General features: G+C 70.8%; 19 protein-coding genes. 10 read left to right on the forward strand and 9 right to left on the reverse strand.

Annotation, left to right across the window (positions count from 1 at the left end; translation table 11 throughout):
- Positions 1-186 precede the first annotated feature (186 nt).
- The gene (locus ACFQ8Y_RS13380; protein ID WP_430585750.1) at positions 187-717 is read right to left on the reverse strand and encodes a hypothetical protein; all 531 of its coding nucleotides are present in this window, start codon (positions 715-717) and stop codon (positions 187-189) included.
- Between the two features lie 374 nt (positions 718-1,091).
- Between ACFQ8Y_RS13380 and ACFQ8Y_RS13385 the strand changes: the two genes are divergently transcribed.
- On the forward strand, positions 1,092-1,829 hold the full coding sequence (locus ACFQ8Y_RS13385; protein WP_430585751.1) for a hypothetical protein: 738 nt from the start codon (positions 1,092-1,094) through the stop codon (positions 1,827-1,829).
- Positions 1,793-2,524, forward strand: coding sequence for a hypothetical protein (locus tag ACFQ8Y_RS13390; RefSeq protein WP_430585752.1), 732 nt, complete (start codon positions 1,793-1,795; stop codon positions 2,522-2,524). Before ACFQ8Y_RS13385 ends, ACFQ8Y_RS13390 begins: the two co-directional genes overlap by 37 nt.
- 657 nt (positions 2,525-3,181) lie before the next feature.
- On the opposite strand, the gene ACFQ8Y_RS13395 is transcribed toward ACFQ8Y_RS13390, so the two are convergent.
- A complete protein-coding gene (locus tag ACFQ8Y_RS13395; RefSeq protein ID WP_430585753.1) occupies positions 3,182-3,316 on the reverse strand; it encodes a hypothetical protein in 135 nt (44 codons plus the stop codon).
- A 362-nt stretch (positions 3,317-3,678) separates the two neighbouring features.
- Here ACFQ8Y_RS13395 and mobF point away from each other — a divergent pair, with 362 nt between their 5' ends.
- The 3 genes from mobF to ACFQ8Y_RS13410 all read left to right on the forward strand — a co-directional run bounded on the left by mobF (position 3,679) and on the right by ACFQ8Y_RS13410 (position 9,299).
- Complete coding sequence (gene mobF, locus ACFQ8Y_RS13400) at positions 3,679-7,203, forward strand: MobF family relaxase (protein WP_430585815.1); 3,525 nt, start codon at positions 3,679-3,681, stop codon at positions 7,201-7,203.
- 186 nt (positions 7,204-7,389) lie between these two features.
- The gene (locus ACFQ8Y_RS13405; RefSeq protein WP_430585754.1) at positions 7,390-7,992 is read left to right on the forward strand and encodes an SLATT domain-containing protein; all 603 of its coding nucleotides are present in this window, start codon (positions 7,390-7,392) and stop codon (positions 7,990-7,992) included.
- Complete coding sequence (locus ACFQ8Y_RS13410) at positions 7,989-9,299, forward strand: nucleotidyltransferase (RefSeq protein ID WP_430585755.1); 1,311 nt, start codon at positions 7,989-7,991, stop codon at positions 9,297-9,299. The genes ACFQ8Y_RS13405 and ACFQ8Y_RS13410 overlap by 4 nt, the downstream gene beginning before the upstream one ends.
- A 612-nt stretch (positions 9,300-9,911) precedes the next feature.
- Here ACFQ8Y_RS13410 and ACFQ8Y_RS13415 read toward each other — a convergent pair.
- Both ACFQ8Y_RS13415 and ACFQ8Y_RS13420 read right to left on the reverse strand, forming a co-directional pair.
- Positions 9,912-10,478 carry a dihydrofolate reductase family protein gene (locus ACFQ8Y_RS13415; protein ID WP_430550014.1) on the reverse strand — a complete coding sequence of 189 codons (567 nt, stop codon included), beginning with the start codon at positions 10,476-10,478 and terminating at the stop codon, positions 9,912-9,914.
- A gap of 86 nt (positions 10,479-10,564) precedes the next feature.
- A complete protein-coding gene (locus tag ACFQ8Y_RS13420) occupies positions 10,565-10,717 on the reverse strand; it encodes a hypothetical protein (RefSeq protein ID WP_430585756.1) in 153 nt (50 codons plus the stop codon).
- 591 nt (positions 10,718-11,308) lie between these two features.
- Between ACFQ8Y_RS13420 and ACFQ8Y_RS13425 the strand changes: the two genes are divergently transcribed.
- From ACFQ8Y_RS13425 to ACFQ8Y_RS13435, 3 genes are all read left to right on the forward strand, one after another.
- Positions 11,309-12,292 carry a GlxA family transcriptional regulator gene (locus tag ACFQ8Y_RS13425; RefSeq protein ID WP_430563637.1) on the forward strand — a complete coding sequence of 328 codons (984 nt, stop codon included), beginning with the start codon at positions 11,309-11,311 and terminating at the stop codon, positions 12,290-12,292.
- An 88-nt stretch (positions 12,293-12,380) separates the two neighbouring features.
- Positions 12,381-13,139, forward strand: a complete 759-nt coding sequence (locus ACFQ8Y_RS13430; RefSeq protein WP_430585757.1) for an SDR family NAD(P)-dependent oxidoreductase — start codon at positions 12,381-12,383, stop codon at positions 13,137-13,139.
- A complete protein-coding gene (locus tag ACFQ8Y_RS13435; protein ID WP_430585758.1) occupies positions 13,136-13,636 on the forward strand; it encodes a MarR family winged helix-turn-helix transcriptional regulator in 501 nt (166 codons plus the stop codon). Before ACFQ8Y_RS13430 ends, ACFQ8Y_RS13435 begins: the two co-directional genes overlap by 4 nt.
- A gap of 102 nt (positions 13,637-13,738) precedes the next feature.
- Here the strand turns inward: ACFQ8Y_RS13435 and ACFQ8Y_RS13440 are convergent, their stop codons facing one another.
- The 3 genes from ACFQ8Y_RS13440 to ACFQ8Y_RS13450 are packed head-to-tail and all read right to left on the reverse strand — an operon-like array spanning position 13,739 to position 17,011.
- On the reverse strand, positions 13,739-15,352 hold the full coding sequence (locus ACFQ8Y_RS13440; protein ID WP_430585759.1) for a CotH kinase family protein: 1,614 nt from the start codon (positions 15,350-15,352) through the stop codon (positions 13,739-13,741).
- A 22-nt stretch (positions 15,353-15,374) separates the two neighbouring features.
- The gene (locus ACFQ8Y_RS13445) at positions 15,375-16,046 is read right to left on the reverse strand and encodes a DUF4956 domain-containing protein (protein ID WP_430550008.1); all 672 of its coding nucleotides are present in this window, start codon (positions 16,044-16,046) and stop codon (positions 15,375-15,377) included.
- Complete coding sequence (locus tag ACFQ8Y_RS13450) at positions 16,043-17,011, reverse strand: polyphosphate polymerase domain-containing protein (protein ID WP_430585760.1); 969 nt, start codon at positions 17,009-17,011, stop codon at positions 16,043-16,045. Before ACFQ8Y_RS13450 ends, ACFQ8Y_RS13445 begins: the two co-directional genes overlap by 4 nt.
- 195 nt (positions 17,012-17,206) lie before the next feature.
- Between ACFQ8Y_RS13450 and ACFQ8Y_RS13455 the strand changes: the two genes are divergently transcribed.
- Together ACFQ8Y_RS13455 and ACFQ8Y_RS13460 are read left to right on the forward strand one after the other, a co-directional pair.
- Complete coding sequence (locus ACFQ8Y_RS13455) at positions 17,207-17,995, forward strand: response regulator transcription factor (protein WP_430585761.1); 789 nt, start codon at positions 17,207-17,209, stop codon at positions 17,993-17,995.
- Positions 17,996-18,089: 94 nt separating this feature from the next.
- Positions 18,090-19,676, forward strand: a complete 1,587-nt coding sequence (locus tag ACFQ8Y_RS13460) for a sensor histidine kinase (protein WP_430585762.1) — start codon at positions 18,090-18,092, stop codon at positions 19,674-19,676.
- On the opposite strand, the gene ACFQ8Y_RS13465 is transcribed toward ACFQ8Y_RS13460, so the two are convergent.
- Together ACFQ8Y_RS13465 and ACFQ8Y_RS13470 are read right to left on the reverse strand one after the other, a co-directional pair.
- The gene (locus tag ACFQ8Y_RS13465; protein ID WP_430585763.1) at positions 19,668-21,800 is read right to left on the reverse strand and encodes an HlyD family efflux transporter periplasmic adaptor subunit; all 2,133 of its coding nucleotides are present in this window, start codon (positions 21,798-21,800) and stop codon (positions 19,668-19,670) included. The two genes, ACFQ8Y_RS13460 and ACFQ8Y_RS13465, sit on opposite strands and share 9 nt — an antisense overlap.
- On the reverse strand, positions 21,793-22,779 hold the full coding sequence (locus ACFQ8Y_RS13470) for a hypothetical protein (RefSeq protein ID WP_430585764.1): 987 nt from the start codon (positions 22,777-22,779) through the stop codon (positions 21,793-21,795). Before ACFQ8Y_RS13470 ends, ACFQ8Y_RS13465 begins: the two co-directional genes overlap by 8 nt.
- Between the last annotated feature and the right edge of the window lie 40 nt (positions 22,780-22,819).

Genomic DNA, 22,819 nt, shown 5'->3' on the forward strand with positions numbered 1-22,819 from the left:
AAGAACGCGGGCTAAGCGCGGCGGGTGAAGGTGCTTCGGGCACTCGATCCGTCGCCAACAGCCGAATCAGGTCCCAGGCCCCGCAGAGGCCCCGCTGAGCCGTTAGCCGTCGGGTCACCGACGCGACCAAGGCTGTGCATCAGATTCGGGAAGCTGAGGGTAGGCAATTCAATGCCTCGAACCGACTCAAATCAGCCCACCGAGGCGATCGCGCCTCCGCGGAGGTAGGCGACGGTCGCGAACGAAGAAATACAGGCTGACCAAAATAACCATGACGCCCACGACACCGAGGGCGAACCCCTTCCATACCTCGACTTCTTCGGATGCGTTTCGCACAGAAAAACCCATGATATCGAGCGGAACGGATGCGATCATCGCACCGAACGCAATGGCGCAAGCACGGGAATCATGGTGCGCGATACCAAGTAACATAAATGCGAAGCCGAGGATAACGGCAGGACCAGGAAAATGAACCACCAGACTAACGACTCCTAGGAGCAAGCAGGCCAGGGTAACGACGGCATAGCCAGAAGTACTAGGCGTGACACCAGTCCTTTGTCCCGCCAAGTACGCAGCCAAGCGTGCGACAAGAACCGTAGCGACAGGAATAGCCATGGCCAGCACGTAAGATTCCGGGTGTCCAGCGACAACAAGCATGGAGAGGGCCGAGTAGCCAACTCCTGCCGTGAATGTCGGCAGTCCTCGCAGGATCGCCATTGACCGAGCCGTGTCGCCGTCAGTGCACCCCTTCGTCATGAGCAGATGCTACCACCCAAGCCCTTCCCGAACATTTCTCATGACCGGTGCCCGGTGCGGGTGAATCCTAGGGCCGGCCGAGCCAGCCCTCCACCACGGAATCCCCGCGAGCTAACGTCCTGCGCACGCCCGGAAACGTCATCTGAACCGCCACCTTCCGCGGAACTGTTGGCACCCGCTACCAGAACAGCTCTGGCGGACAACCGAACGCGCGCGGCCTATTGCCGGCAACTAGGCATTGCTACTGTGATCTATCTCACACCCCAGAGGGTTGCCCCCAACGCATCGTCGTGCCACCTTTTCCCTGCCATATCTGGTGACGCAAAGGAGCGCACGTGCAACCGGTTACTCATCCCGCCAGAAATCGTTGTCTAGCATTCATCGTCGCATTGTCTGCTTTCACGCTGGCGCTGGCCGGCGCCCCGGCGGCATCTGCTTCGCCGGAAGAACTCTCTAGTTCGGACCGTGAGGAACTGAGTCAGTTCTTGAACGAGAATGGGGTTTCTCCTGCGGTTCAAGAGGAGTTGTTCCAGAAGCTGGAACATGGTGAGATGTGGGACTCCATGAGTGAGATGGAACCCGTATCCACAACCAGCGCGACCGACGCGAACGTCGTGAAGGTCACGTCGGTTTTTGCCGACGGATCAATCTCTGTCGAAGAGGTTGAGAAGCCCGGCGAAGCTAGTCCTGGTCAAGTCGCGCCCCTATCGGTGGGTGGCTGCCAGTCAAGTTCTAGCGGATCAGGGTATGTCAGCCGATACGATTGCAAAGCATCTGCTTCGACCGGCATTATGACGATGGGGTTCTACATCTCCTACACGCTGGTTCAAGGGGGTTACGACTACATTTTCGATGTTCACTCCCCGTTCCGCAGTGTCGTGACTGGCACGGCGACCACGGCGAAGGCGTCGATCGTCAAGGCGCGCGAGAACTCCACTGGTTCGTCATGGGCAAAGTCCGTGAGTACGTATACCGGTTTCGCGGGAGCGCCTTCTGGCACATACGAGATGCGAGCACTTGTCGGCAAGGACACGGCATGGACCCGGTGGGCACGAAAGGGAGCAGAGAGTTGAACATTCTTCGTAAGATTTCAGGGGCAGCGCTGCTTGGCTCCCTAGTTGTTGCGTCCGCGGTTGTTCCTGCAGCGGCAGCGGACGATGGTCTCGGTGAGACTCGAGACTTCTGGACAAAGTACGGGGTTTCGGCCTCTGTCCAGGAAGACCTCGCGCACAAGTTCTTGACGACTGGGTCGATTGATGCAACTGAAGCGTACACTGAGCCTGTCTCTGTGACTTCGGGGACCTTTGACGGCGTCCCGGCCAGCGTCGCTACCTTTGCTGACGGCTCAATTTCCGTGACGTCGGCGGAAGGCCCGACTGAGAACGCAAGCGGCACGATGTCGGCGCTGTCAGCGGCCGTTACAGGATGCGACGCGGTGTCCGGAAACGCCGCTGTGATGCGGTATAGTGGGTGCAAAGTGGTTGGCGATAACGGCATCTACCGTATCGGGTTCAAGGTCACCTACGAAACGTACTTTGGTGCAGCGAACGCGGCAATCAAGGGTGCCGGTAGTGCTGACGCGTCGTCTGGAACCGGAACGATCAGCGACCCTGAGCGTGTGCTGTATCGGACGCAGTCCACTCGCACCACTAAGGCGGCCGTGAAGTACCACTCCGACTACAAGGCGTGGAGCAACCTCCACCAGACCGACGTCTACCTTGGGTTCTGGCTCACCTATAATGGGGTGCGGTCGGTCACCACAAGCTGATTCTTTGAGCTATGCATTCGGGGCGAGCCCACGACTTGTAGTGTCGTGGGCTCGCCACGGCTTTCTCCCGACTGAACCGCCGCTCCGGAACGAGGGTGAGAGGCGTGACGGCCGAGAACACTTACCGGTACGACGATGGCCGGCGCCGATGCCGGCTCGACCGGGCCTCGGCCGCGCGCAATGCGCGGGGGGCCGCACGGGACTGGGCTATGCCTCGGCGTCCTCAGGTCCGACCTGCCCCCTGGCGATGGCGTCTCGCGCGGCCGCGTACTGCCGCTCGATGTACTCCTCGAGCTTTGCCCGCTCGATGCGCCACACTCGCTTCGGCCCGACCTGGATCGCGGGGACCTCGCCGGCTTGAGCGGCGTGTACACCGCCGTCTCCGTGATCGCGAGCTCCTCGGCGATGTCCTTTACGGACAGGAAGCCTGGCGAGGTCGTCATGCCGCCAACCTCTCAGCGCGGGCGCGGCGAGCGACGCGCTTGTCCACAGGCCACCATCTGACTTGGGTTCGATGCCTACCTTGAAAACCCGTGAACCCGGCATATCGGGCCTAGCAAACAAAATTGGGTTCATCGGCACAGAACGGTGCGAGTTGATTCCGTCGACGCGGGACGCCGCCGCCGTCCGCTGGTCAGGGCCGTGACCAGCGTCGATTCAGACGCCGAGCATCATCAGAATCACCGGCAGCGAGTTGCTCACGAGGGCCACCGCCGCGATGACCCCGAGCATCAACGCCACCATCTTCCAGAGCGCGACCCTCTTCGGCTCGGGTCGCTGATGCGTCGCCATGCTGTGAACCTACCGCTCAAAATCGACCGTTTCTGACACGGCCGGACCGCGCGCTCGACACGCCGTCGACACGCGGCTCAGAAACCTGGTTCAAAACCCCTGCTGGTTCAGAACCCTGGAACAGCGATTTCGCTTCGGTCCCGAACGCGGACTGCCAGCGTGCCCAGAGCCTGCCTCGACAACCAGGTGTGCGGTCGTCGCCGGCCAAGTCCACCGACCGTGCCGGGCTCCTGCCGTACGGCGAGGGAGGCCGACAGGCGTCGCAGCTTGTCGACCCGCGAGTGTGAGCGCGGGCGTTCACACCTCTGGCACCCGAGGCGGGTCGAGCTCCACACCTGTCAGGTGTGACGGTCTCGCTGCGGGTGATCTCGGCCGGGCAGGGGTACGCGTACCTGCTGCGGTCGGTCGTGACCGGTGACGGGTACGAGCCGCGGGCGTCGGCGTTCACGCGGTACTTCACGGAGGCGGGTACGCCGCCCGGGGTGTGGATGGGGCGCGGGGTCGAGCACCTGGGCGGCGGCATACTGGAGCCGGGGATGACGGTGACACCGGCGCAGCTGCAGGCGCTGCTCGGTCACGGCGTGGACCCGGTGACCGGTGAGCCGCTGGGGCGGCCGTTCCGCGAGTACCCGACGGCAGCTGAGCGCGCCGCCGACCGCATCAAGAGCGTCGATCGTTCGCTTCCTGCCGCAGAGTTCGATGCCGAGGTGGCGCGGATCCAGACGCAGGAGACGGCGCGCGGGAGCCAGACGGCGACGGCGGGGTTCGATCTGACGTTCTCGGTGCCGAAGTCGGTGTCGGTGCTGTGGGGCCTGGCGGACGCGACGACGCAGGACCTCATCGTCGCGGCACATCACGATGCCGTCGCGCAGGTGCTCGACTTGCTCGAGCGCGAGGTGGCCGCCACTCGCACGGGGCACGGGGGAGTAGCCCAGGTCCCGGTCGTCGGCGTGGCGGCGACGGCGTACGACCACTGGGATTCGCGGGCGAACGACCCGCAGCTGCACACGCATCTGGTGGTCTCGAACAAGGTGAGGGCCGCTCACGACGGCCGGTGGCGCACGCTGGACTCCCGCGCTCTGCACCACGCGGTCGTCGCGCTGTCCGAGCATTGCAACGCCGTCCTGGCTGACCGGCTGACGAACACGTTCGGCGTCGGGTGGGAGCGCCGCCAGCGCGGGCCCGACAGGTCGACGCAGTGGGAGATCGCCGGAGTCCCGGACGACCTGCTGGCGGAGTTCTCCTCCCGCAGCCGGGACATCGACGTGGCGACGGACCGCTTGATCGACCAGTACGAGGTGGCGCACGGGCGTCGGCCATCGCCCCGCGCGATCGTGAAGCTGCGTGCCCGAGCGACCCTGGCCACCAGGCCGGAGAAGACGATCCATTCCCTGGCCGATCTGACTGCCGGATGGCGACAGCGCGCCGAGCGGCTGACCCGCCGCGACCCGGCCGCGTGGGCACGGAACCTCACGACGGCGCGGACCGCCCCCGTGCTGAGGGCGGATGCCCTCTCGATGGACGTCGTCGACCAGGTCGCGGCCGAGGTCGTGGCGGCCGTATCGGAGAAGAGGGCGACGTGGCAGTACTGGAACCTGTGGGCGGAGGCGTCACGGCGGACGATGGGGTGGCGGATGGCAACCGCCGAGGACCGTGAGCAGGTCATGGCGCTCGTGGTGGACGCCGCCACCCGGCGTTCCGTCCAGCTCACGCCGGGCGAGCTGGCCGGCAGCCCCGCGGCGATGCGTCGCCCCGACGGGACGAGCACCCTGCGCCCGCAGCACAGCGAGAAATTCACCAGTCATGAGCTGCTGGCGAGGGAGGACCGGCTCCTGCGCCTCGCGGACGACGCCGGCGGGCAGGCTGTCGAGCGGAGGATCGCGGCGCGCGTCGTCGCCGGCGGCACGCCCGACGGCGTCCGGCTCTGCGCCGAGCAGGCTCGCGCCGTCGCGCGGCTGCTCACGTCAGGTCGGCGGCTAGATGTGCTCGTCGGTCCGGCCGGCACGGGCAAGACCACGGCGATGTGTGCCCTGGCGGCGGGGTGGATCGCAGCGCAAGGGCGGGGGAGCGTCGTCGGATTGGCGCCGTCGGCCGCAGCGGCCCAGGTGCTGGGAGAGGATCTCGGCATCCGCTGCGACAACACGGCGAAGTGGATCCACGACCACCGCCGTGGGCGCGCGGACTTCGCTCCGGGGCAGCTCGTGATCCTCGACGAGGCCACGCTCGCCTCCACGCGCGCCTTGGACACCATCGCGTCCCGTGCCGCGCAGGTCGGCGCGAAAGTCGTCCTCGTCGGCGACCCGGCCCAGCTGCAGTCCGTGGGCGCCGGCGGCGCCTTCGCGATGCTGGTCTCGGCGCACGGTGAGGACGTGCCGCGGCTGACCGAGGTGCACCGATTTGTGCACGACTGGGAGAAGTCCGCCTCGCTGCGTCTGCGGGACGGCGACCCGGCCGTCATCGACCAGTACGAGTCGCACGGGCGCATTCGTGAGGGCAGCACCGACGAGATGGTCGACGCCGCCTACACCGCCTGGCGCCATGACGCCGAGCACGGCAGGGCGAGCATTCTCGTGACCGAGTCGGCCGAGACGGTCGGACGGCTCAACGACCGCGCCCGCGCCGAACGCATCCGCTCCGGCCTGACGTCGGCCGGTCGCGACGTCGTCCTGCGCGACGACGTCCGCGCGTCCGCGGGCGACGTGATCGTCACGCGCCGCAACGACCGCCGCCTACGCATGGGTTCGAACGGATGGGTGCGCAACGGCGACCGCTGGAAGGTGACACATGTGCGCCTCGACGGCGGGCTGGAGGTCCGGCCCGAGGGGCGACGGCGGGGGAGCGTGGTGCTGCCTGCGGGCTATGTCGTCGAACACGTCGACCTCGGCTACGCGGTCACGGCCCACCGCGCTCAGGGCCTGACGGTGGACACGGCGCATGTGGTCGTCTCGCCGTCGAGCACCCGCGAGAACCTCTACGTGTCCATGACGCGAGGCCGCTACGCGAACACCGCCTACGTGGCCCTTGACCGGTCCGACGTGCTGCACGCCACCCCGCCTGCCCCGAACGTCACCGCGCGCAGCGTCCGCTTTGGCGTGCTGCACCACACGGGCGCAGAGGTCTCGGCACACCAGGCGACCGAGAGCGAGCAGACGCGGTGGGCCGGGATCGCCCAGCTCGCCGCCGAGTACGAGGCCATCGCCACCGAAGCGCAACGTGACCGCTGGACCCGCGTCGTCCGACACGCCCTGCGGGACGTCGGCCGGCTGACGCCGGCTGAGACCGACCGGGCGATCCAGTCGGAGGCGTTCGGCGTGCTGGCCGCCGAGCTACGCCGAGCCGAGGCGGACGGCCACGACGTCGAAGCCCTGCTCCCGCGACTCGTCGCCCGGCGCTGCCTCCTCGACGCCGACGACGTCGCCGCCGTCCTGACGGCTCGACTGGACCGCGCCGCCGGACGCCCGGCGCGATCCACCACCCCGGACCTCGTCGCGGGACTCATCCCCGCCGCCCGCGGCCCGCTGGATGACGACGTCGCACAGGGTCTCGCCGTGCGACGGAGCCTCATCGAAGCCCGCGCCCGGGCACTCGCCGAAGCCGCCGTGGGCGACCACGCGCCATGGGTACGAGCCGTCGGCTCTCGACCGCAGAGCGTCCGCGAACGTGATCGCTGGCTTGTCGACCTCTCGATCGTCGCCGCCTACCGCGACCGATACGACATCGCTGGGCCAGAGCCGCTCGGCACCCGCACCGCGTCGCTCGTGCAGGACCGCGATCGCAGGCGGGCGGCAGTGGTTCTGCAGCGTCTGACGCATTTCGACGAAGGAAGCACTGCTCGTGATCGCAGAGGCGTCCGCCGCGCTGTCGGTGTCGGCATCCAAGGGCGCTAGGGGTGTCTCCGAATGCCTGACGCGCCCAGGGTCTGCCTGTGGAGCCCTGCTTTGACCTCGGCGCCTCGCGATGCTGGCCGAAGGACGGGCCTGCAGCCCCACCGTGTCGGTGGTCGTCGGCATACTCGGTGCCGGTGCGCTCGCTGGTCGCGTGCGCTTCGAAGATTCTTGGGCGATCGGAGCGAGTTGACCGACGAAGACGCCGCGACAGCCGGCCCCGACCGGTACTTGCTCGCGCAGGTGCGCGAGTCGTTCGGACGTGTGGCGTACACCCACAAGACCCACGAGAAGCAGGCGGACATCTGCTTCGCCAAGCACCGCCTGCAGCAGGGTGTGCTCATTGCGCTGACCGCGATCAGCTCGGGTACCTTCCTCGTCGCGGTGATGAGCCATTTCGCTAGCACGACGGTGACCAGCTTCGTGACCTCGACCGTCGCCGTCCTGGTCACGTGGGTGACGCTCGGGGCGAAGACGTTCCGGTTTCACGAGGAGGCCGAAACGCACCGAGACAGCGCGGCGCGGCTGTGGGACGTGCGTGAGTCCTACATCTCGCTCATCGCCGACCTGATGTCCGGCGAGATCTCGGACGCTGATGCCAGGGCGCGTCGCGATGAGCTGCAGGAGGCTGCTCGCGAGATCTACTCCGGAGCACCGCGGACGAGTAGCAAGGCGTATTACAGGGCTCAGGACAAGCTGAAGAACAACGAGGAGCTGACGTTCAGCTCCCGCGAGCTCGACCTCCTGCTCCCCGCGGCGCTGCGGCTCAACGAGAGCGAGGCCGGACGATGAAGACCTCCGAGATCTTCGACGGACTGCTGGCGAACCTCAAGGTGGGGGACAAGGCCGCGACGGTCAGGGCTCGCCGGGACGAGATCACCAAGGCCCTGAACAAGTACTTCCGCGACAAGGACGCGTGCGTCGACTACAGGCTGATGATCGGCTCGTTCGGACGGCACACGGCGATCAAGAGCATCTCCGACCTCGACATGGTTTTCATCCTGCCGTCGGGGCTGCGCGACGACTACAACGACGCCAACGGACCGCGTCGCATGCTTGAGCGCGTCCGAGACGTGCTCAAGGCGCGGTACCCGAGCACGATCGTCCGGGTCGACCAGTGCGTCGTGCGGGTTCAGTTCACCACGAACGCGTTCAAGTTCGAGGTCCAGCCGGCGTTCGAGAATGACGAGGGTAGCTTCGACTACCCCGATACCAAGGCCGAGTCCTGGAAGACCACCAAGCCGCGCGCGGAGATCGCGGCCACGACGGAGTGCAACGACCGCACCTCGACGAACATGCGCCACCTCGCCCGGATGGCCCGAGCATGGAAGAACACGTCCGGCGTCAACCTGGGCGGTCTGGTCATCGACACGCTGGTCTACAACTTCTTCCAGCAGACCAGTGCGTACGACTCGGCGAACACCGGCTCGTTCGACCTGATGGCCCGTGACTTCTTCGAGTTCCTCAAGGACGAGCCCGAGAAGGACTACTACCAGGCCCTCGGAAGCCGGCAGCGCGTCTACGTCAAGGCCAAGTTCCAGGCCAAGGCGAAGAAGGCTTACAACCGCTGTGTCGACGCGATCGAGAACGAGGGCAAGACCGCGGCGGCCAAGAAGTGGCGCGAGGTCTTCGGCACCAGCGTGCCGCTGACATCCGCCGAGGCTGCTCTCCAGGCGTCGGCAGAAGGCCAGGACCGGAGCGGCGAGCAGTTCATCGAGGACCTGTACCCGGTCGACATCCGCGAGACGCTGACCGTCGACTGCGAGGTCACCCAGGACGGCTGGCGACCGCGGTGGCTGCGTGTGATGAACCGCAGCGGGATGCCCCTCTTGGCGGGCAAACGGTTGAAGTTCAAGGTCACCAACTGCACGGTCGAAGAGCCGTACTCGCTGAAGTGGAAGGTGCTGAACCGCGGCGAGGCAGCCGAGCGGCGACGCATGACCCGTGGTGACATCATCTCTTCGACGGGTCTGGGTACTCGCATCGAGCACTCGAGCTTTCGAGGTGAGCACGTCGTCGAGTGCTTCGCCATCAAGGATGGGGTCGTCGTCGCCCGAGACCGCATCGACGTGCCGATCACCACCACCCGCGCGGAGTGACGCCGGTGTAAGCAGCTTTGGCGCGATCGTCCCGGCGAAGCCGACGGCAGACGATCAGAGGCGTTTGCGCACCCGTCGGGGCTGCCGGTGGAGGTGCTAGGTCGGACGAACTGGCGTCAGCGAGTCGCCACGAGTGCACGAGCGCGGCCCGTGGGTGCGGCTCCGTTCTTCCGTGGCACCGTGGGTCCATGCAGTCTTGCTCACCTTCCTACCCCCGCTGGACCCCCGCGGACGGCACTGGGAGAGCAAAGACGCAGGTCAGGAACACTTCCGAGGCTTACACCGTGGATGTCGGGGGTTCGAGTCCCTCCGGGCCCACCACCCCGCATTTCTTGCGCTGACCTGCGGCTTTGCTCCCACCGCTCGTGGACACGGCTGGACACCAGCTCCCCCGAATGGCCGTTCATTCCCCCGCCACACCCCCGCGGGGGAATGGCGGAGCGCCCCCACCTTCCTCGCGGGAGGGGTGGCAACGGTGGCCGGTACATCGGCCCGGATGCCGCGGGACCACTCGCGGATCCTGCGGGTGCACATCGACCCGACGACCGGTACAGCCCCACGGTCTGGGCGCACACGAAGCGCTCTCGTCTCACAGAGCCAGACGGGCAACGCTCAACGTCTGGTCTCGTATCGTGTCAGGACCACACCACCGGGGAACTCTCGCCTCTCCACCAGATCAAGGCTCACCCAGTGCTCGAGCGCCGTGAAGAACGGTCTGCCGGCACCCACGAGCACCGGGTGGGTGACGATCGAGTACTCGTCGATCAGTCCGGCGCGCATGGCGGTCGCGGCGAGCGTGGGGCCGCCCCCGATGTCCAGGGGGCCGCCGTCCTCGGCCTTCAACCGGGTGATCTCGTCGACGACGTCACCGGTGACCACGCGGGCGTTCCAGCCGACAGGCCTCGGCGTCGAGGAGAAGACCACCTTCGGCATGTCTCGCCAGCGGCGGGCGAACTCGACCTGGGCCGGGGTGACGCCGGGCTGCTGATCGGCGGTCGGCCAGTGCGAGCTCATCGTCTCCCACAGCCTGCGCCCGTACAGCGCCAGGCCGGTTGCGGCGACCCGATCGGACCACCACTGGAACCACTCGTCGCTGGGCCGGCTCCAACCGAGGTCGTCGTCCGCCGCGGCCACGTAGCCGTCCAGGCTCACGTTCATCCCATAGGTCAGCTTCCGCATGTCATCTCCTGAGTGTCGATCGTCGGTGGTCGACAGGCTCGATCGGTGTGCCTGCCGGGAGGCGGTAGAACGGCGTCGGCGCCCTCTCAGCCGAAGAACGCCAGGGCGATGCAGCCCAGGCCGAGCGGGACATCGAGGAAGAGGCAGGCCTCCGCCATCGACCGGGGCACCACCTGGTCCCTCCGGTGATGGACGACGTCCCACACGCCGTGGCCGGCGAGCGCGAGCCCCGCGACCACGAGACCGGCCTGGGGTCGATCGCCAGCGCGGTCACGGCCACGGCTCCGAAGCCGACGAGCGCAAGTGCTTGCGGCACTGCGGCTCGCGTCGCCCCGCGCGTCGCGCTGACGATGAGGAGCATCAGGGCGGTGGTGCCCACCCCCGTCCACCAGGGGATCCCCGCGGCCTCGCTCGCCACGATCACGAGCGACGTGCCGAGGACGCTCGCCCACGCGACCCATCGGCGCCCGAACGCTGCCGCGGCCAGGTAGCAGAGCGCAGCCGCGCTCACCCCGATGGCAAGCGTGGCGCGGTCACCCACCCCGGTCGCGAGCAGAGCGGCCGCGACGCCCAGGCCCAGCGCGGCCGGCCAGCGGCTCACGACGCGGCGCACGATTGCGCCGGACGACGGTTCCAGGGCGGGTGCCGCGGTGCTCGTACGAATCGTGGGTTCCGCGCTCATGTCGTCCTCGCTCCGTCGGGTGGGTGGTGCGTCGTGCAGCCGCGACCTCGTGGACCCAGGCTCCCTCTCGATTCGGGTACGCCCCGGGGGTACCGTCTGGAGGTGTCCAGATCCTTGGACCAGGCGTCGCGAAATCGGGGTGGGGCTCATGGACGAGCGTGTCGTCGCGGTCATCGGGTACGCCGGTGCGGAGCTTCTCGACATCGCCTGCGTGACCTCCACGCTGGTCCTGGCGAATCGGCTCGGCGCCCGTCCCGGGTACCGGCTCGTGCTGCTCACGCCGGGGAATGCGCCTGTCGCGTGCGACTCCGGCCTGGTGCTGGCGAGCCAGGGCTCCTTGCAGCGCTGGGTCGAGCCGGTCGACACGGTCGTCGTGACCGGCGGGCTCGGGCACGAGGACGCCGGAGCTGATCAGCTCGTGGTCACGCACGTCCGTCGGCTCGCCGCGCTGAGCCGTCGGGTCGCATCCGTGTGCACCGGGGCGACGGTGCTCGCGGCGGCAGGTCTGCTCGACGGGCGCCGTGCGACCACCCACTGGCGGTTCGCGGACCGGCTCGCCCGCGACTACCCGGCCGTCCGCGTCGACCCGGCGCCGATCTACGTCCGGGACGGTCGCGTCTACACGTCGGCCGGCGTGACCAGCGCCCTCGATCTGACGCTGGCGCTGGTCGAGGAGGACCACGGCCCGGAACTCGCGCGCCGCCTCGCCCGGGATCTCGTGACCTACCTCCAGCGTCCGGGGAACCAGGCGCAGATGAGCTCGTTCACCGCGGCGCCGCAGGTGCGCGACGCGTATGTCCGGTCGGTCACGGACCTGGTGACCACGCAGCTCGACGCCGATCTCTCGCTTCGTGCGTTGTCCGCCCACGCCGGTATCAGCGCGCGCCAGCTCAGCAGGCTCTTCGTCCGGCACGTCGGCCGCACCCCCGGGCGCTACGTCCGGCGGGTACGCACCGAAGCGGCCGCGCACCTGCTCGCGTCGACCGACCGCACCGTCAGCGCCATCGCGCGCGACTGCGGTCTCGCCTCTGCCGAGTCGCTGCGGCAGGCGTTCGTCGCCGAGTACGGCATCGCGCCGTCGCGGTACCGCACGGCTCATCGGCGTGCGACGCGGGTCGTCTCGCCGTCCTGACCTGACACGGGCGTTCGGGCGCGATGCCGAGCTCGAGAGCGGTGATACTGTCGTGAGGACAGTAAATTGCTCGCTCAGGAGGCCGTCCATGTCCACCACCGCACGCTTCGCCGACAAGGTCGCCCTCGTGACCGCCTCGGGCGCGGGGATCGGCGCAGCCGTCGCCACCCGGCTCGCCGCCGAGGGGGCCTCGGTCGTCGTCTCCGACGTCGACGCGGAGGCCGGGGCGCGGGTAGTCGAGGGGATCACCGCGTCCGGTGGCCGTGCCGTGTTCCAGGGTGCCGACGTCAGTGACGCCGCGGCCGTCGAGGCGCTGGTCGCGACCGCCGTCGAGACGTTCGGCGGGCTCCACCTGGCGGTGAACAACGCGGGCGTCGGCACGCGGCCGACGCGCGTGCACGAGATGCCGGTCGAGGCCTGGGACCGGGTGGAGGACATCACCCTGCGGGGCACGTTCCTGTGCCTGCGGGCGGAGATCGCGCACATGGCCGCCCACGGCGGTGGGTCGATCGTCAACACCGCGTCGATCGCCGGGCTCAAGGCGTCGCCGGGCATGTCGCCCTACTCGGCGGCCAAGGCGGGTGTCGTCTCCCTCACGCACGCGACGGCCCTGGAGTACGTCCGCGACGGGATCCGCGTCAACGCGGTCGCGCCCGGCGCGATCGAGACCGCCGCGCTCGCGTCGCTCCCCGCCGAGGCGCGCGCGGGCTACGCCGCCGACGTGCCCATGGGGCGCCTCGGGCGCCCCGAGGAGATCGCCGCGGCCACCGCGTTCCTCCTGTCCGACGAGGCGGCCTTCGTCACCGGCGTGGTGCTGCCCGTCGACGGCGGCACGCGGATCGCATGACGCCGGCGACCGGTCCCGAGACCCGGCCCGCGGACGCGGCGGACGTCCCCGGGTACCGCTCGGACCTGCTCGACGCGCTGGTGCGCGTCATGGGCCTGTGGTCAGGCGGAGACCTCATGGCGTCGATCGCGCGTCGCGAGGGCGTGGACCTCGACGCCCCCGCGATCGTCGTCATGACGGTGCTCTGGCGGCATGGTCCCCGACGGCCGTCCGACGTCGCGGAGCACCTGTCGACGGGCGCGTCCAACGTCAGCAAGATCCTCGGCCGCCTCGAGGCCAGGGTGCTCGTCGAGCGGCGGCCCGACCCCGCCGACGCCCGCGCCTCCCGCGTGCACCTCACGCCGGCGGGCGTGGACGTCGCCCGCCGGTTCGTCGAGGGCGGCGACCGGCTGGTGGACGAGCTCCTCGCGGGGTGGGAGGTCTCCGACCGTCGTGCGCTCGCCGTGCTGCTGCGTCGCCTCGAGACCGCCACGGAGGACCATCTGCGCCGGTCGTGACCACCGTGCGTCCGACCCCGCACCGACCCTCCCCGCCACGAACCCCGCAGAGGAGACGCCGAGGCGGGGGAGCGGCCGTCGAGACCACCCCTGCCCGCGTCGTCACCGGCCGGATGACCCGGCGTCCGACTCGTCGGTGCCGCCGCCGACGAGCTCTCGGACCGACTCCGCGTCCGCGTCGATCGTCGCCTGGTCGACACCGTCGGTGGCGGGCACCCGTGCGGCCACCTCGTCGACCAGGTCGGCGGCCTTCCCGCTGTCGATCCACTCGGCGGTCAGGTCGTCGACGGTGGCGTCGATCTTCGCGGCGAGGCCGGCGTCCTCCTCGAACCGGGTGACGAGCGCGTTCTGGCTCGTCATCCCGCCCATGCCACCGCCCCCGGCCCCTCCCGGGCCGCCCTCCATGCCCTCGGGCGGGCCCTGGGCGTCGTCGTCCGACGTGCCGCCACCCTCGCCGCCACCGGGCATCATCCCGCCCATCCCGCCGGGACCGGACATCCCGCCGAGGGCGAGGTTGAGGTCCCAGGACACGACGCTGAGGAGGCCGGTGTCGACGTCGTAGTACAGGTAGGCGTTCTTGCCCGGCCCGGAGATGGTGTCGAAGTTGTCGATGACCTCCTGCGTGCCCAGGTACCGGGCGAAGGACTCGACGTCGACCCACTGGTCGAGCTCGTCGGCGAACTCCTCGTCCGACGCGCCGTCCAACCACCTCAGGAACGACACGATCGGCTGCAGGTCCTGGCTGCCGACGAGGTTGACCTGCTTGAAGTCGTCCGTGTACTCGGTCTGGTCGTCGCCCTGGTACTCGAACGAGCTCGTCGACAGCAGCTTGTAGAGCACCCCCTCGCCCTCGAGCCCGTCGGCGTACTGCGGGTCGGGGTTCTCGACGACGAGACGGGTCGTGGTCGGACGGTCGTTCACGGCATAGGTGGTGAACGCGTAGTCCTGCGTGGGCTGTCCCGACCGCGCCGTGAGCTCGAGCGCGACCGCCTCGTTGAGCGACGACTCGCTCGACGCGCTCGCGGGGCGGATCGAGAGCTCGGTCCGCCCCTGGTATGCGCGCCCCGGCTCGTTCTCGTCGAAGCTCACGAGCAGCGGCAGGTTCTCCGGCTCGGCGGTGGTCAGGGACACCCCGGTGCCGCCGAAACCACCGCCGTCCTCGCCGCCGGGCATCCCGCCTTCCGGCGTCTGGCCGTCCGCGGGCGGCTCCATGCCTTCGGGGAGCTCCATGCCCTCGGGCGGCTGGGGCATACCACCCTCGCCGCCGCCCATGCCGCCACCGATGCCACCCGGCGCGCGCTCGCCCTCCGTGTCGGACCCCGAACGGTCGTCGACCAGCGACGAGAGCGTGGAGTTGCCCTTGAGGCGCACGGCCACGTCCTCGATCGTGGTGCCGTCGATGGTGATGTCGGCGGACATCCACTCCTTCTCGCCGTCGGCGAAGTAGGCGTCGAGCATCTCGTCGTATCGCTCCTGCGTGTACGACAGCGAGATCTCGTGGTCCACGGAGTCGTCGAAGAGGTCGACCGCCCCCGTGATGTCCTGGGTGAGGCGTTCTTCGTCGGTGACGGCGGCCGAGCTCGTGGAGTACGGCCGGATCGTCAGGTCCCCGAAGAAGGTCAGGGCGACGGCCACCCCGACGACTCCCGCGGTCAGGGGCTTCCAGTGCTGGCGCAGCCGTACCGGGAGGCGCTGGCGAAGGCTTGCGAGACTCATGTTCACCTGATCGGTCACCCGCTCACATGTCGGACTGGTCGTACCCGGTCAGGACGGTGACCTTCTGCCCGGAGTTGATCGCGCCGAGCGCCTCGATGACCTCGGCGGTCGTGACGCCGCCCTGGAGACGCACGGAGTAGAAGAGCTCGGTCAGGGCACCGCCGCGCACGGTCTCGACGCTCACCAGCTCGAACTCCTGGGTCAGACGGATCAGCACGTCGGCGACGTCCTGCTGGTACCGGGGCTCGGGCGGCACCTGGACCTTGACGACCTGTCGCTGGATGTCGAGCTTGAACCAGTCGAAGCGCTGCATGAGGAAGATGACGAGCAGGATGATCGCGGTCGCCGCGGCGGCCAGCAGGTAGAAGCGCGTGCCGACGGCCATGCCGATCGCCATCACGAGGAAGATGAACCCGACGTCGCGGGTCTCCTTGATCGCGTTGCGGAACCGGATCACGGACAGGGCGCCGACGAGCGCGAAAGCGCGGGCGATGTTCGACCCGACGACCAGCATGATCACGGCGACGACCATGCCGATGATGACGAGGGTCTGGACGTAGGACTGGCTGTAGGAGATGTTCCGGTGCGTCCGCTTGTACACCCAGCCGATGGCCGAGGACAGGACGAAGGACAGCACCAGCGTCATCGCGACGTCGAAGACGGAGAAGGTTCCGCTCAGATCTTGCAGGTTCATCGGACGAGGACACTCTTTCGGTTCGGGGCGTCGGCGACGCCGGTCGGGGTGGTGGGGTCGGTGGTCTGGACGCTGGCGGGGTCGCCGAGGACGGCCTCGAGCTCGTCCGGGGCGTGCATGGTCGAGCGCGGCACGAGGCCGAAGGCCTGCACGCTCTGGCAGTACTTCGAGATCCGCACGACGTCGAGGCTCATGCGGGCGGTGAGGTCCGTGACCCACGCCGGCACGCGCTCGTTGGCCTTGACCTCGAGCACGGACAGGCGGGCGGGCAGGATGAGCCGGTTCGGGGCCTCGGAGGCGAGGTGGAAGTCGCGGTCGCGGCCGCGCAGGCGGTGGTCGAGGGTGACGCGCAGACCGAGGTCGGCCTCGCGCCCCACCCAGGCCTCGCGGTGGTACCCGGTGGTCACCGTCGGGCGCAGGTCGAGCTCGCCCACCAGGGTCGACACCTCGTCGAGGAAAGCGCGCTCGCGGGGGCTGACCTCGCCCTCGGGCTCGTAGCCCTCCGGCGAGCAGAGCCGCAGCGCGTCCCGGTACGGCAGCACGACGCGGCGCTTCTGCGTGACGCGGTTGACGCGCTGCTTGATCTCGACGAAGACCGTCGAGTCCGGCGTCAGGTCGTCGGCCGTGCCGTAGTGCCGCACGCGCAGCTTGCGCCGGAACTTCAGGCCCTCGATCTTCTCCCAGTAGAACGTCAGCCGGGCGGTGTCGTAGTAGACGCTGGTGATCGGGTAGCCCCGCTCGCCGGAGTACGCGTCGTCGTCCATGTGCCGGCGCAGCTCGGCGCGGAGCTCCTCGGCCTGGTCCTGCGGCACGAGGTACTTGATCTCGAACCGGTTGAACGCGTGCAGGCGGCTCGCGGTGGCGGTGCGTGCCGAGGACGCGGGGCCGGCGGGGCGACCCGGGTGCTGCGGTCCGGGGGCGCTGGCTGTCGTCCGGGTCTCGGAACGTCGGGACCGACGTCGCACGGGAGGCTCCTCTCGTCGGTGCCGGGGCGGCGCCGGGGATGAACGACGGCCGTCCGGCAGGTGAACAACCGGGAGCCTGCAGGCTGGCGGGGCAACTTATGCGCCCGCTGAGATCTGCGGGTTCACGGGCGAAGACATAGCGGGCTCACAGGTTCGGTACAGGAACCGCGGGGGTCGAGGCCGCAGGCTGGCGCCATGACGTCGTCCTCCGTACCCTCCTTCACGACCGTCGGGCGTCCTGACCAGCCGCTCCTGACCCGACCGGACGGGTCGCCCGTCCGCGCCCTCGTGGTGGACGACGAGCTCAACCTCGCCGAGCTCCTCGCGACGGCGCTCCGGCTCGAGGGGATGGACGTCACGGCCGCGCCCGACGGCGCGTCGGCGCTCCGCCTGGCGCGCGAGACCGGGCCGGACCTCGTCGTGCTCGACGTGATGCTCCCGGACATGGACGGGTTCACCGTGCTGCGACGGTTGCGCGCCCAGGGCGCCCGGATGCCAGTGCTGTTCCTCACTGCGCGCGACGCCGTCGAGGACCGGGTCGCGGGCCTCACCGTCGGGGGCGACGACTACGTGACGAAGCCGTTCAGCCTCGAGGAGGTCGTCGCCCGGGTGCGTGGCCTGCTGCGGCGTGCGGGAGCGGTGACGCGGTCCGAGGACGGGCTGCTCGTCGTCGGCGACCTCGAGCTCGACGAGGACGCGCACGAGGTGCGCCGGGCGGGGGAGGAGGTCCACCTCACCGTCACGGAGTTCGAGCTGCTGCGGTTCTTCATGCGCAACCCGCGCCGGGTGCTGTCGAAGGGCCAGATCCTCGACCGCGTGTGGAACTACGACTTCGGCGGCCAGTCGAGCATCGTCGAGCTGTACGTCTCCTACCTGCGCCGCAAGATCGACAAGGGGCGGGAGCCGATGATCCACACGCTGCGCGGGGTGGGATACGTCCTCAAGCCCGCGGCCGGCACGCCGGACGGCGGCGCCCGTGCGTGACCGTGGCCGGCGGGCGGGACGGCGGTCCGCCACCCCGGGACCTGCCGCCGCGCCGCCCCGCACCCTGAGGCCCGTCACCCTGAGGCGGCGCCTCGTGATCGTGCTCGCCGCCGTGGTCGTCGTCGTGACGGTCGGCCTCGTGACGGCCTCGACGGCGGTGCTGCGATCCCAGCTCGTCGCGCAGAGCGACCAGCGGCTGGAGCAGGCGAGCCGGCGCCTCGTGGACGGGCCGGGGCCTCGGCCGCCCGGCGTCGCCGCCGAGGACGGGTCGGCCGTCCCGGACGACGTCCCGCCCGCCGCCGGCGACGACCCTTCGGAGTTCCCCGCGGGCTTTGGCCCCGGCAGCGCCGTGGTGCGCTCCGTGGACGGCGAGCCGGAGCTGGCCGACCACGTGACGGAGGCGCTGGAGCGCACCACCCTGGACGACGCGCAGGTCGCCGCCCTCGAGGCGGTGCCCGCGGACGGCCGGGCGCACGACGTCGACGTGCCGGACCTCGGCGCGTTCCGCGCCGTGCACCGGACGAGCGGCGACGTGGAAACCGTCGTGGCCACGAGCACCGCGACGGTCGCCACGACCGTGCGGGGCTACGTCCTCGTGCAGGTGGCGCTCGGGGCGGCCGGCCTGGCGGTGGCCGTGCTCGGTGGCGCATTGCTGGTGCGGCGCTCGCTGCGCCCCCTCGACGACGTCGCCGAGGCCGCCGTCCGGGTCTCGGAGCTCGAGCTCGCCCGGGGCAAGGTCGCCGGCATCCCGCGAGTGCCCGCGGGCCTCACGGACGAGCGCATGGAGGTGGGCCAGGTGGGCGCCGCGCTCAACCGGATGCTCGAGCACGTCGAGACCTCTCTCCAGGCGCGGCACGACTCGGAGCAGCAGGTGCGCCGGTTCGTCGCGGACGCGAGCCACGAGCTGCGCACCCCGCTCGCGACGATCCGCGGCTATGCCGAGCTCGTGCGCCGCGCCCCCGACGAGCCTGCCGGCGGCACCGCCCGGTCGCTCGACCGGATCGAGTCCGAGGCGGTGCGCATGTCCGGACTGGTCGAGGACCTGTTGCTCCTCGCCCGGCTCGACGCCGGCCGCCCGCTCGACCGGAAACCGGTCGACCTCGCCGCGCTCGCGGTCGACGCGGTGATGGACGCCCACGCCGCGGGTCCGGCCCACGACTGGGTGCTCGCGCTGCCGGGCGACGGTGACGACGACGGTGATGACGACGGTGACGACGACGGTGACGACGACGGCGAGGGGCGCGGTGACGGGGACGACGCCGGTCCCGGTGAGGACGCGCCGGTCGTGACCGGCGACGAGGCGAGCCTGCGCCAGGTGCTGGCGAACCTGCTCGCGAACGCCCGCACGCACACGCCGGCGGGCACGCGCGTGGCGGTGCGGCTGCTGGACCGCGGCGACGCCGTCGAGATCGAGGTGGCCGACGACGGCCCCGGCATCGCCCCCGACCTCCGCCCGGGGCTGTTCCGCCGCTTCACGCGGGGTGACGCGTCGCGTCACCGGGCCGGCGGGTCGACCGGACTCGGCCTCGCGATCGCCGACGCGATCGTGGCCGCTCACGCCGGCTCGATCGACGTCCGGTCCGCCACCGTCGGCGAGCGACATGAGGGCGGGACCGGGACGACGTTCACCGTGCGCCTGCCGCGCGGGCGCACGGCGGACGCCGCGCCGCGCTCAGCGTGACGCGCCCGACGGCGGCTGGAAGCCCTCCGGGAAGCCGCCGCCCGGGAACCCGCCCTGCGGCCCGGTCTGCTCGTCGGAGCCACCGAGCCCGCCGAGGCCGCTCGACCCCTCCTCGTCGTCCTGCACGAGCTGCTGGTCCAGGTCGGCGAGCACGACCTCGTCGCCGGCGTCGAGCCCACCCGTGATCTCGGTGCGCTCCGGCCCGACGGCGCCCGTCGTGACCTCGACCGTGCGCACGGCGTCGCCGTCGAGCACCCGCACCGTCCGCGCGGAGCCGTCGGCGCTCACGGCCGACGTCGGGACCACGAGCGCGTCGTCCACGGTCGCGACCTCGATCGTCGCCGAAGCGGAGGCGCCCTCCGGCAGCGAGCCGCCCCCGCCTGCCGCCCCGTCGGACGGGTCGAGCGCGATCGTCGCCGCGTACGAGGGGGTCGACGTCTCCGAGGAGTCGAGGACGCCCACGCTGCTCACCGTGCCGGTGTACTCGCCGCCGGTCGCGGGCACCGTCGCGGTGACGGGCTGCCCGACCTCGACCGACCCGACCTCGGCGAGGTCGAGCGTCGTGGACAGGACGTAGCCGCCGTCGCCGAGGATCGTCACGGCCGCGTCGCCCGCGCTCACGCTCGTGCCCTTCGCGGCGTCGACCTGGGCCACCGTCCCGGAGACGGGTGCCGTGAGGGTGCCCGCGGCGGCGGCCGCCGCCGCGATGTCGACCTCGCTCTGCGCGACCGTGACCGCGGCGCGGTCCGCGAGGATGCGCTCGGCCGTGACGCTGCCGGCGCTCGTGCCGGATCCGCCGGGCGTTCCGGTTCCGGCCGTGCCGCTGGTGCCGCCCGTACCCGACGTTCCGGAGGGCGCGGAGCCTGAGGGCGCAGCGCCCCCGTCCGCGCCGCTCGGTGCTCCGCCCCGGGACGTGTCCTCCGAGCCCGCCTCGGGCGCCTGGCCCGACGGGACGTCGCCTGCGGCGGCCCCGCCCCCGGTGCCCGTGCCGGTGCTGCCGCCGGTCCCGGAGCCAGTTCCGGAGCCAGTTCCGGAGCCGGTGCTGCCGCTGTCCGGCGTGCCCCCGGCGGAGCCGGGGGCGTCGGCGTCCTGGAGCGCCCGGACGGCGTCGTCGAGAGCGTCGGCCTCCTCGCCCAGGCTCGTCACGGCGTCGTCCAGGTCGGCCACCAGGTCGGTCAGCGCCCCCTCGGCCTTCCCGGTCGCCTGCTGGGCGGTGCCGGTCGCGACGAGCGCGTCCTGCGCGGCGACGATCGCGTCCACGCAGGCCGCGAGGTCGTCGTCCGTGGTCTCGTCGTCCGTGGTCCCGTCGTCGCCGGAAGCACCGTCGGTGGCGTCGGCCGCGGCCAGGACGGCCGCGCAGGCGCCGTCGTCGCCGGTCGCGGCGGACACGGCGTCGCCCGAGGCACCGAGCGCCGTCGTGCCCGCGGCCAGCGCGTCCTCCACGGACTCGTAACCGTCCAGGAGCGCGTCCTGGGCCGCCTCGACGTCCTTCCGGGCCGCGGCGAGCGCGGCGCGCGCCGCCGTGACCGCCTCCTCCAGGTCGGTGCCGCCCTCCGTGGCCGCCGCGGCGGCGGCCGTGCTCACGGTGCCGGTCGTGCTGACGAGCCGTACCGACCCGGTAGCCGACGAGGCGTCCGTCGTCGCGGAGCTGGGCTGGACGTCGCCGGACCCGGACGTGCTCCCGGTCGCGGTGCTGCCCGTCACGGTGCCGGCGCTCGTGCTGGCGCTCGTCCCGTCGGCCTGGGCCTCCAGGTCGTCGGCGAGCGTCTGCTTCGCGTCGGCGAGGGTCTCGGTGGCATCGTCGACGGCGTCCTGCAGCTCGTCGGCGTCGAGCGTGGCGAGCGTGTCGCCCGCCTCGACCTCGTCGCCCGCGGCCACCTTCACCGAGGCGACGGTGCCGGACGTGCCGAACGTCGTGTCGGCGCGGCCGGCGGACGCGACGGTCGCGCTGACGGACACGTGCTGCACGACGTCGCCCGTGGTCGCCGCCACCGTGCGGTAGCGAGCGTCGGCCGGGCGCAGGGCGAACGCCGTGCCCCCGGCACCGATGACGACCACGGCGACCCCCGCTGCGACGAGGCGCCGGCGCCGCGTGCGGCGTCGGCGGACGGCGGCGTCACGCATCGCCGTCACCGCCCTGCCCGCCGTCCTGCCCGCCGGGGAACCCGCCGCGACCGCCGAACCCGGTGGAGCAGCCGTCGTCGCCGGGCGCCGAGACGGTGAGGCTGGTCGCGGTGACCGCGCCGCCGTCGTCCTCCTCGCCCTGCGCGGTGACGCACTGCCCGACGGCGACGTCGTCGGCCGACCCGCCCTGCTGCACGGAGTACGTGGTGGCGTCGTCGACCATGACGGTCTCCTCGCCCGTCTCGCCGTCCGCGGAGGTCGTGGTCAGCGTGACCGTGGTCCCGTCGACCGCGGTGACGGCCCCGGCGGTCACGCCGCCGAAGCCGCCCCGGCCGCTGCCCGGGCCCCCGGACGGCACGTCGGTCGGCATGTCGGTCGGCATCCCCGACGGCAGGTCGGTGGGCAGGTCGGACGGCGCGCCCTCCGGACGGTCGCCGCCCCCTGGGAACCCGCCGCCGAGCCCGCCGGTGCACTCGCCGTCGACCGGTGCGCTCACGACGACGGACGACACCGCGGAGCCCTCGTCGTCGGCCGAGCCCGAGCCGGCGGACGAGGACGAGTCGCCGCCGGGCATCCCGCCCGCCGTCGCGACGACGCACGAACCCACGGCGACGTCGTCGAGCGAGCCGTCGACGGTGACCGTGATCGTGGTGTCGTCCGTCCAGCTGACGGCGGTCTGGGAGTCGGAGCCCTGGACCTGTGCCGTCGTGCCGTCGACGGCGGCCACCTCGCCCGAGACGCCGGGAGCGCGGCCGCCGCCCTGCGGGCCGCCCCGGCCCTCCTGCTGGTCCTGCTGCTGGCCCTCGGCGGCGGGCGGCGCGTCCGACGTCGCGGCGTCCGACGACGAGCAGCCGGCGAGCGCGAGCGCGAGGCCCACGACCCCCAGGACGCCGTACGACGCGAGTGCGGTGCGCGAGCGTCGGGCGGAGGAGGTGGCGGAAAACAAGGTGGTGCTGGGCGGGGTGGTGCGGCGGGTCATGAGGTTCTCCGGGACGTGGGGAGGGTCGGGGTGCGGCTGG

Origin of the sequence: Isoptericola sp. NPDC056605 (assembly GCF_042792795.1) — a bacterium.
Classification (GTDB): Bacteria; Actinomycetota; Actinomycetes; order Actinomycetales; family Cellulomonadaceae; genus Isoptericola.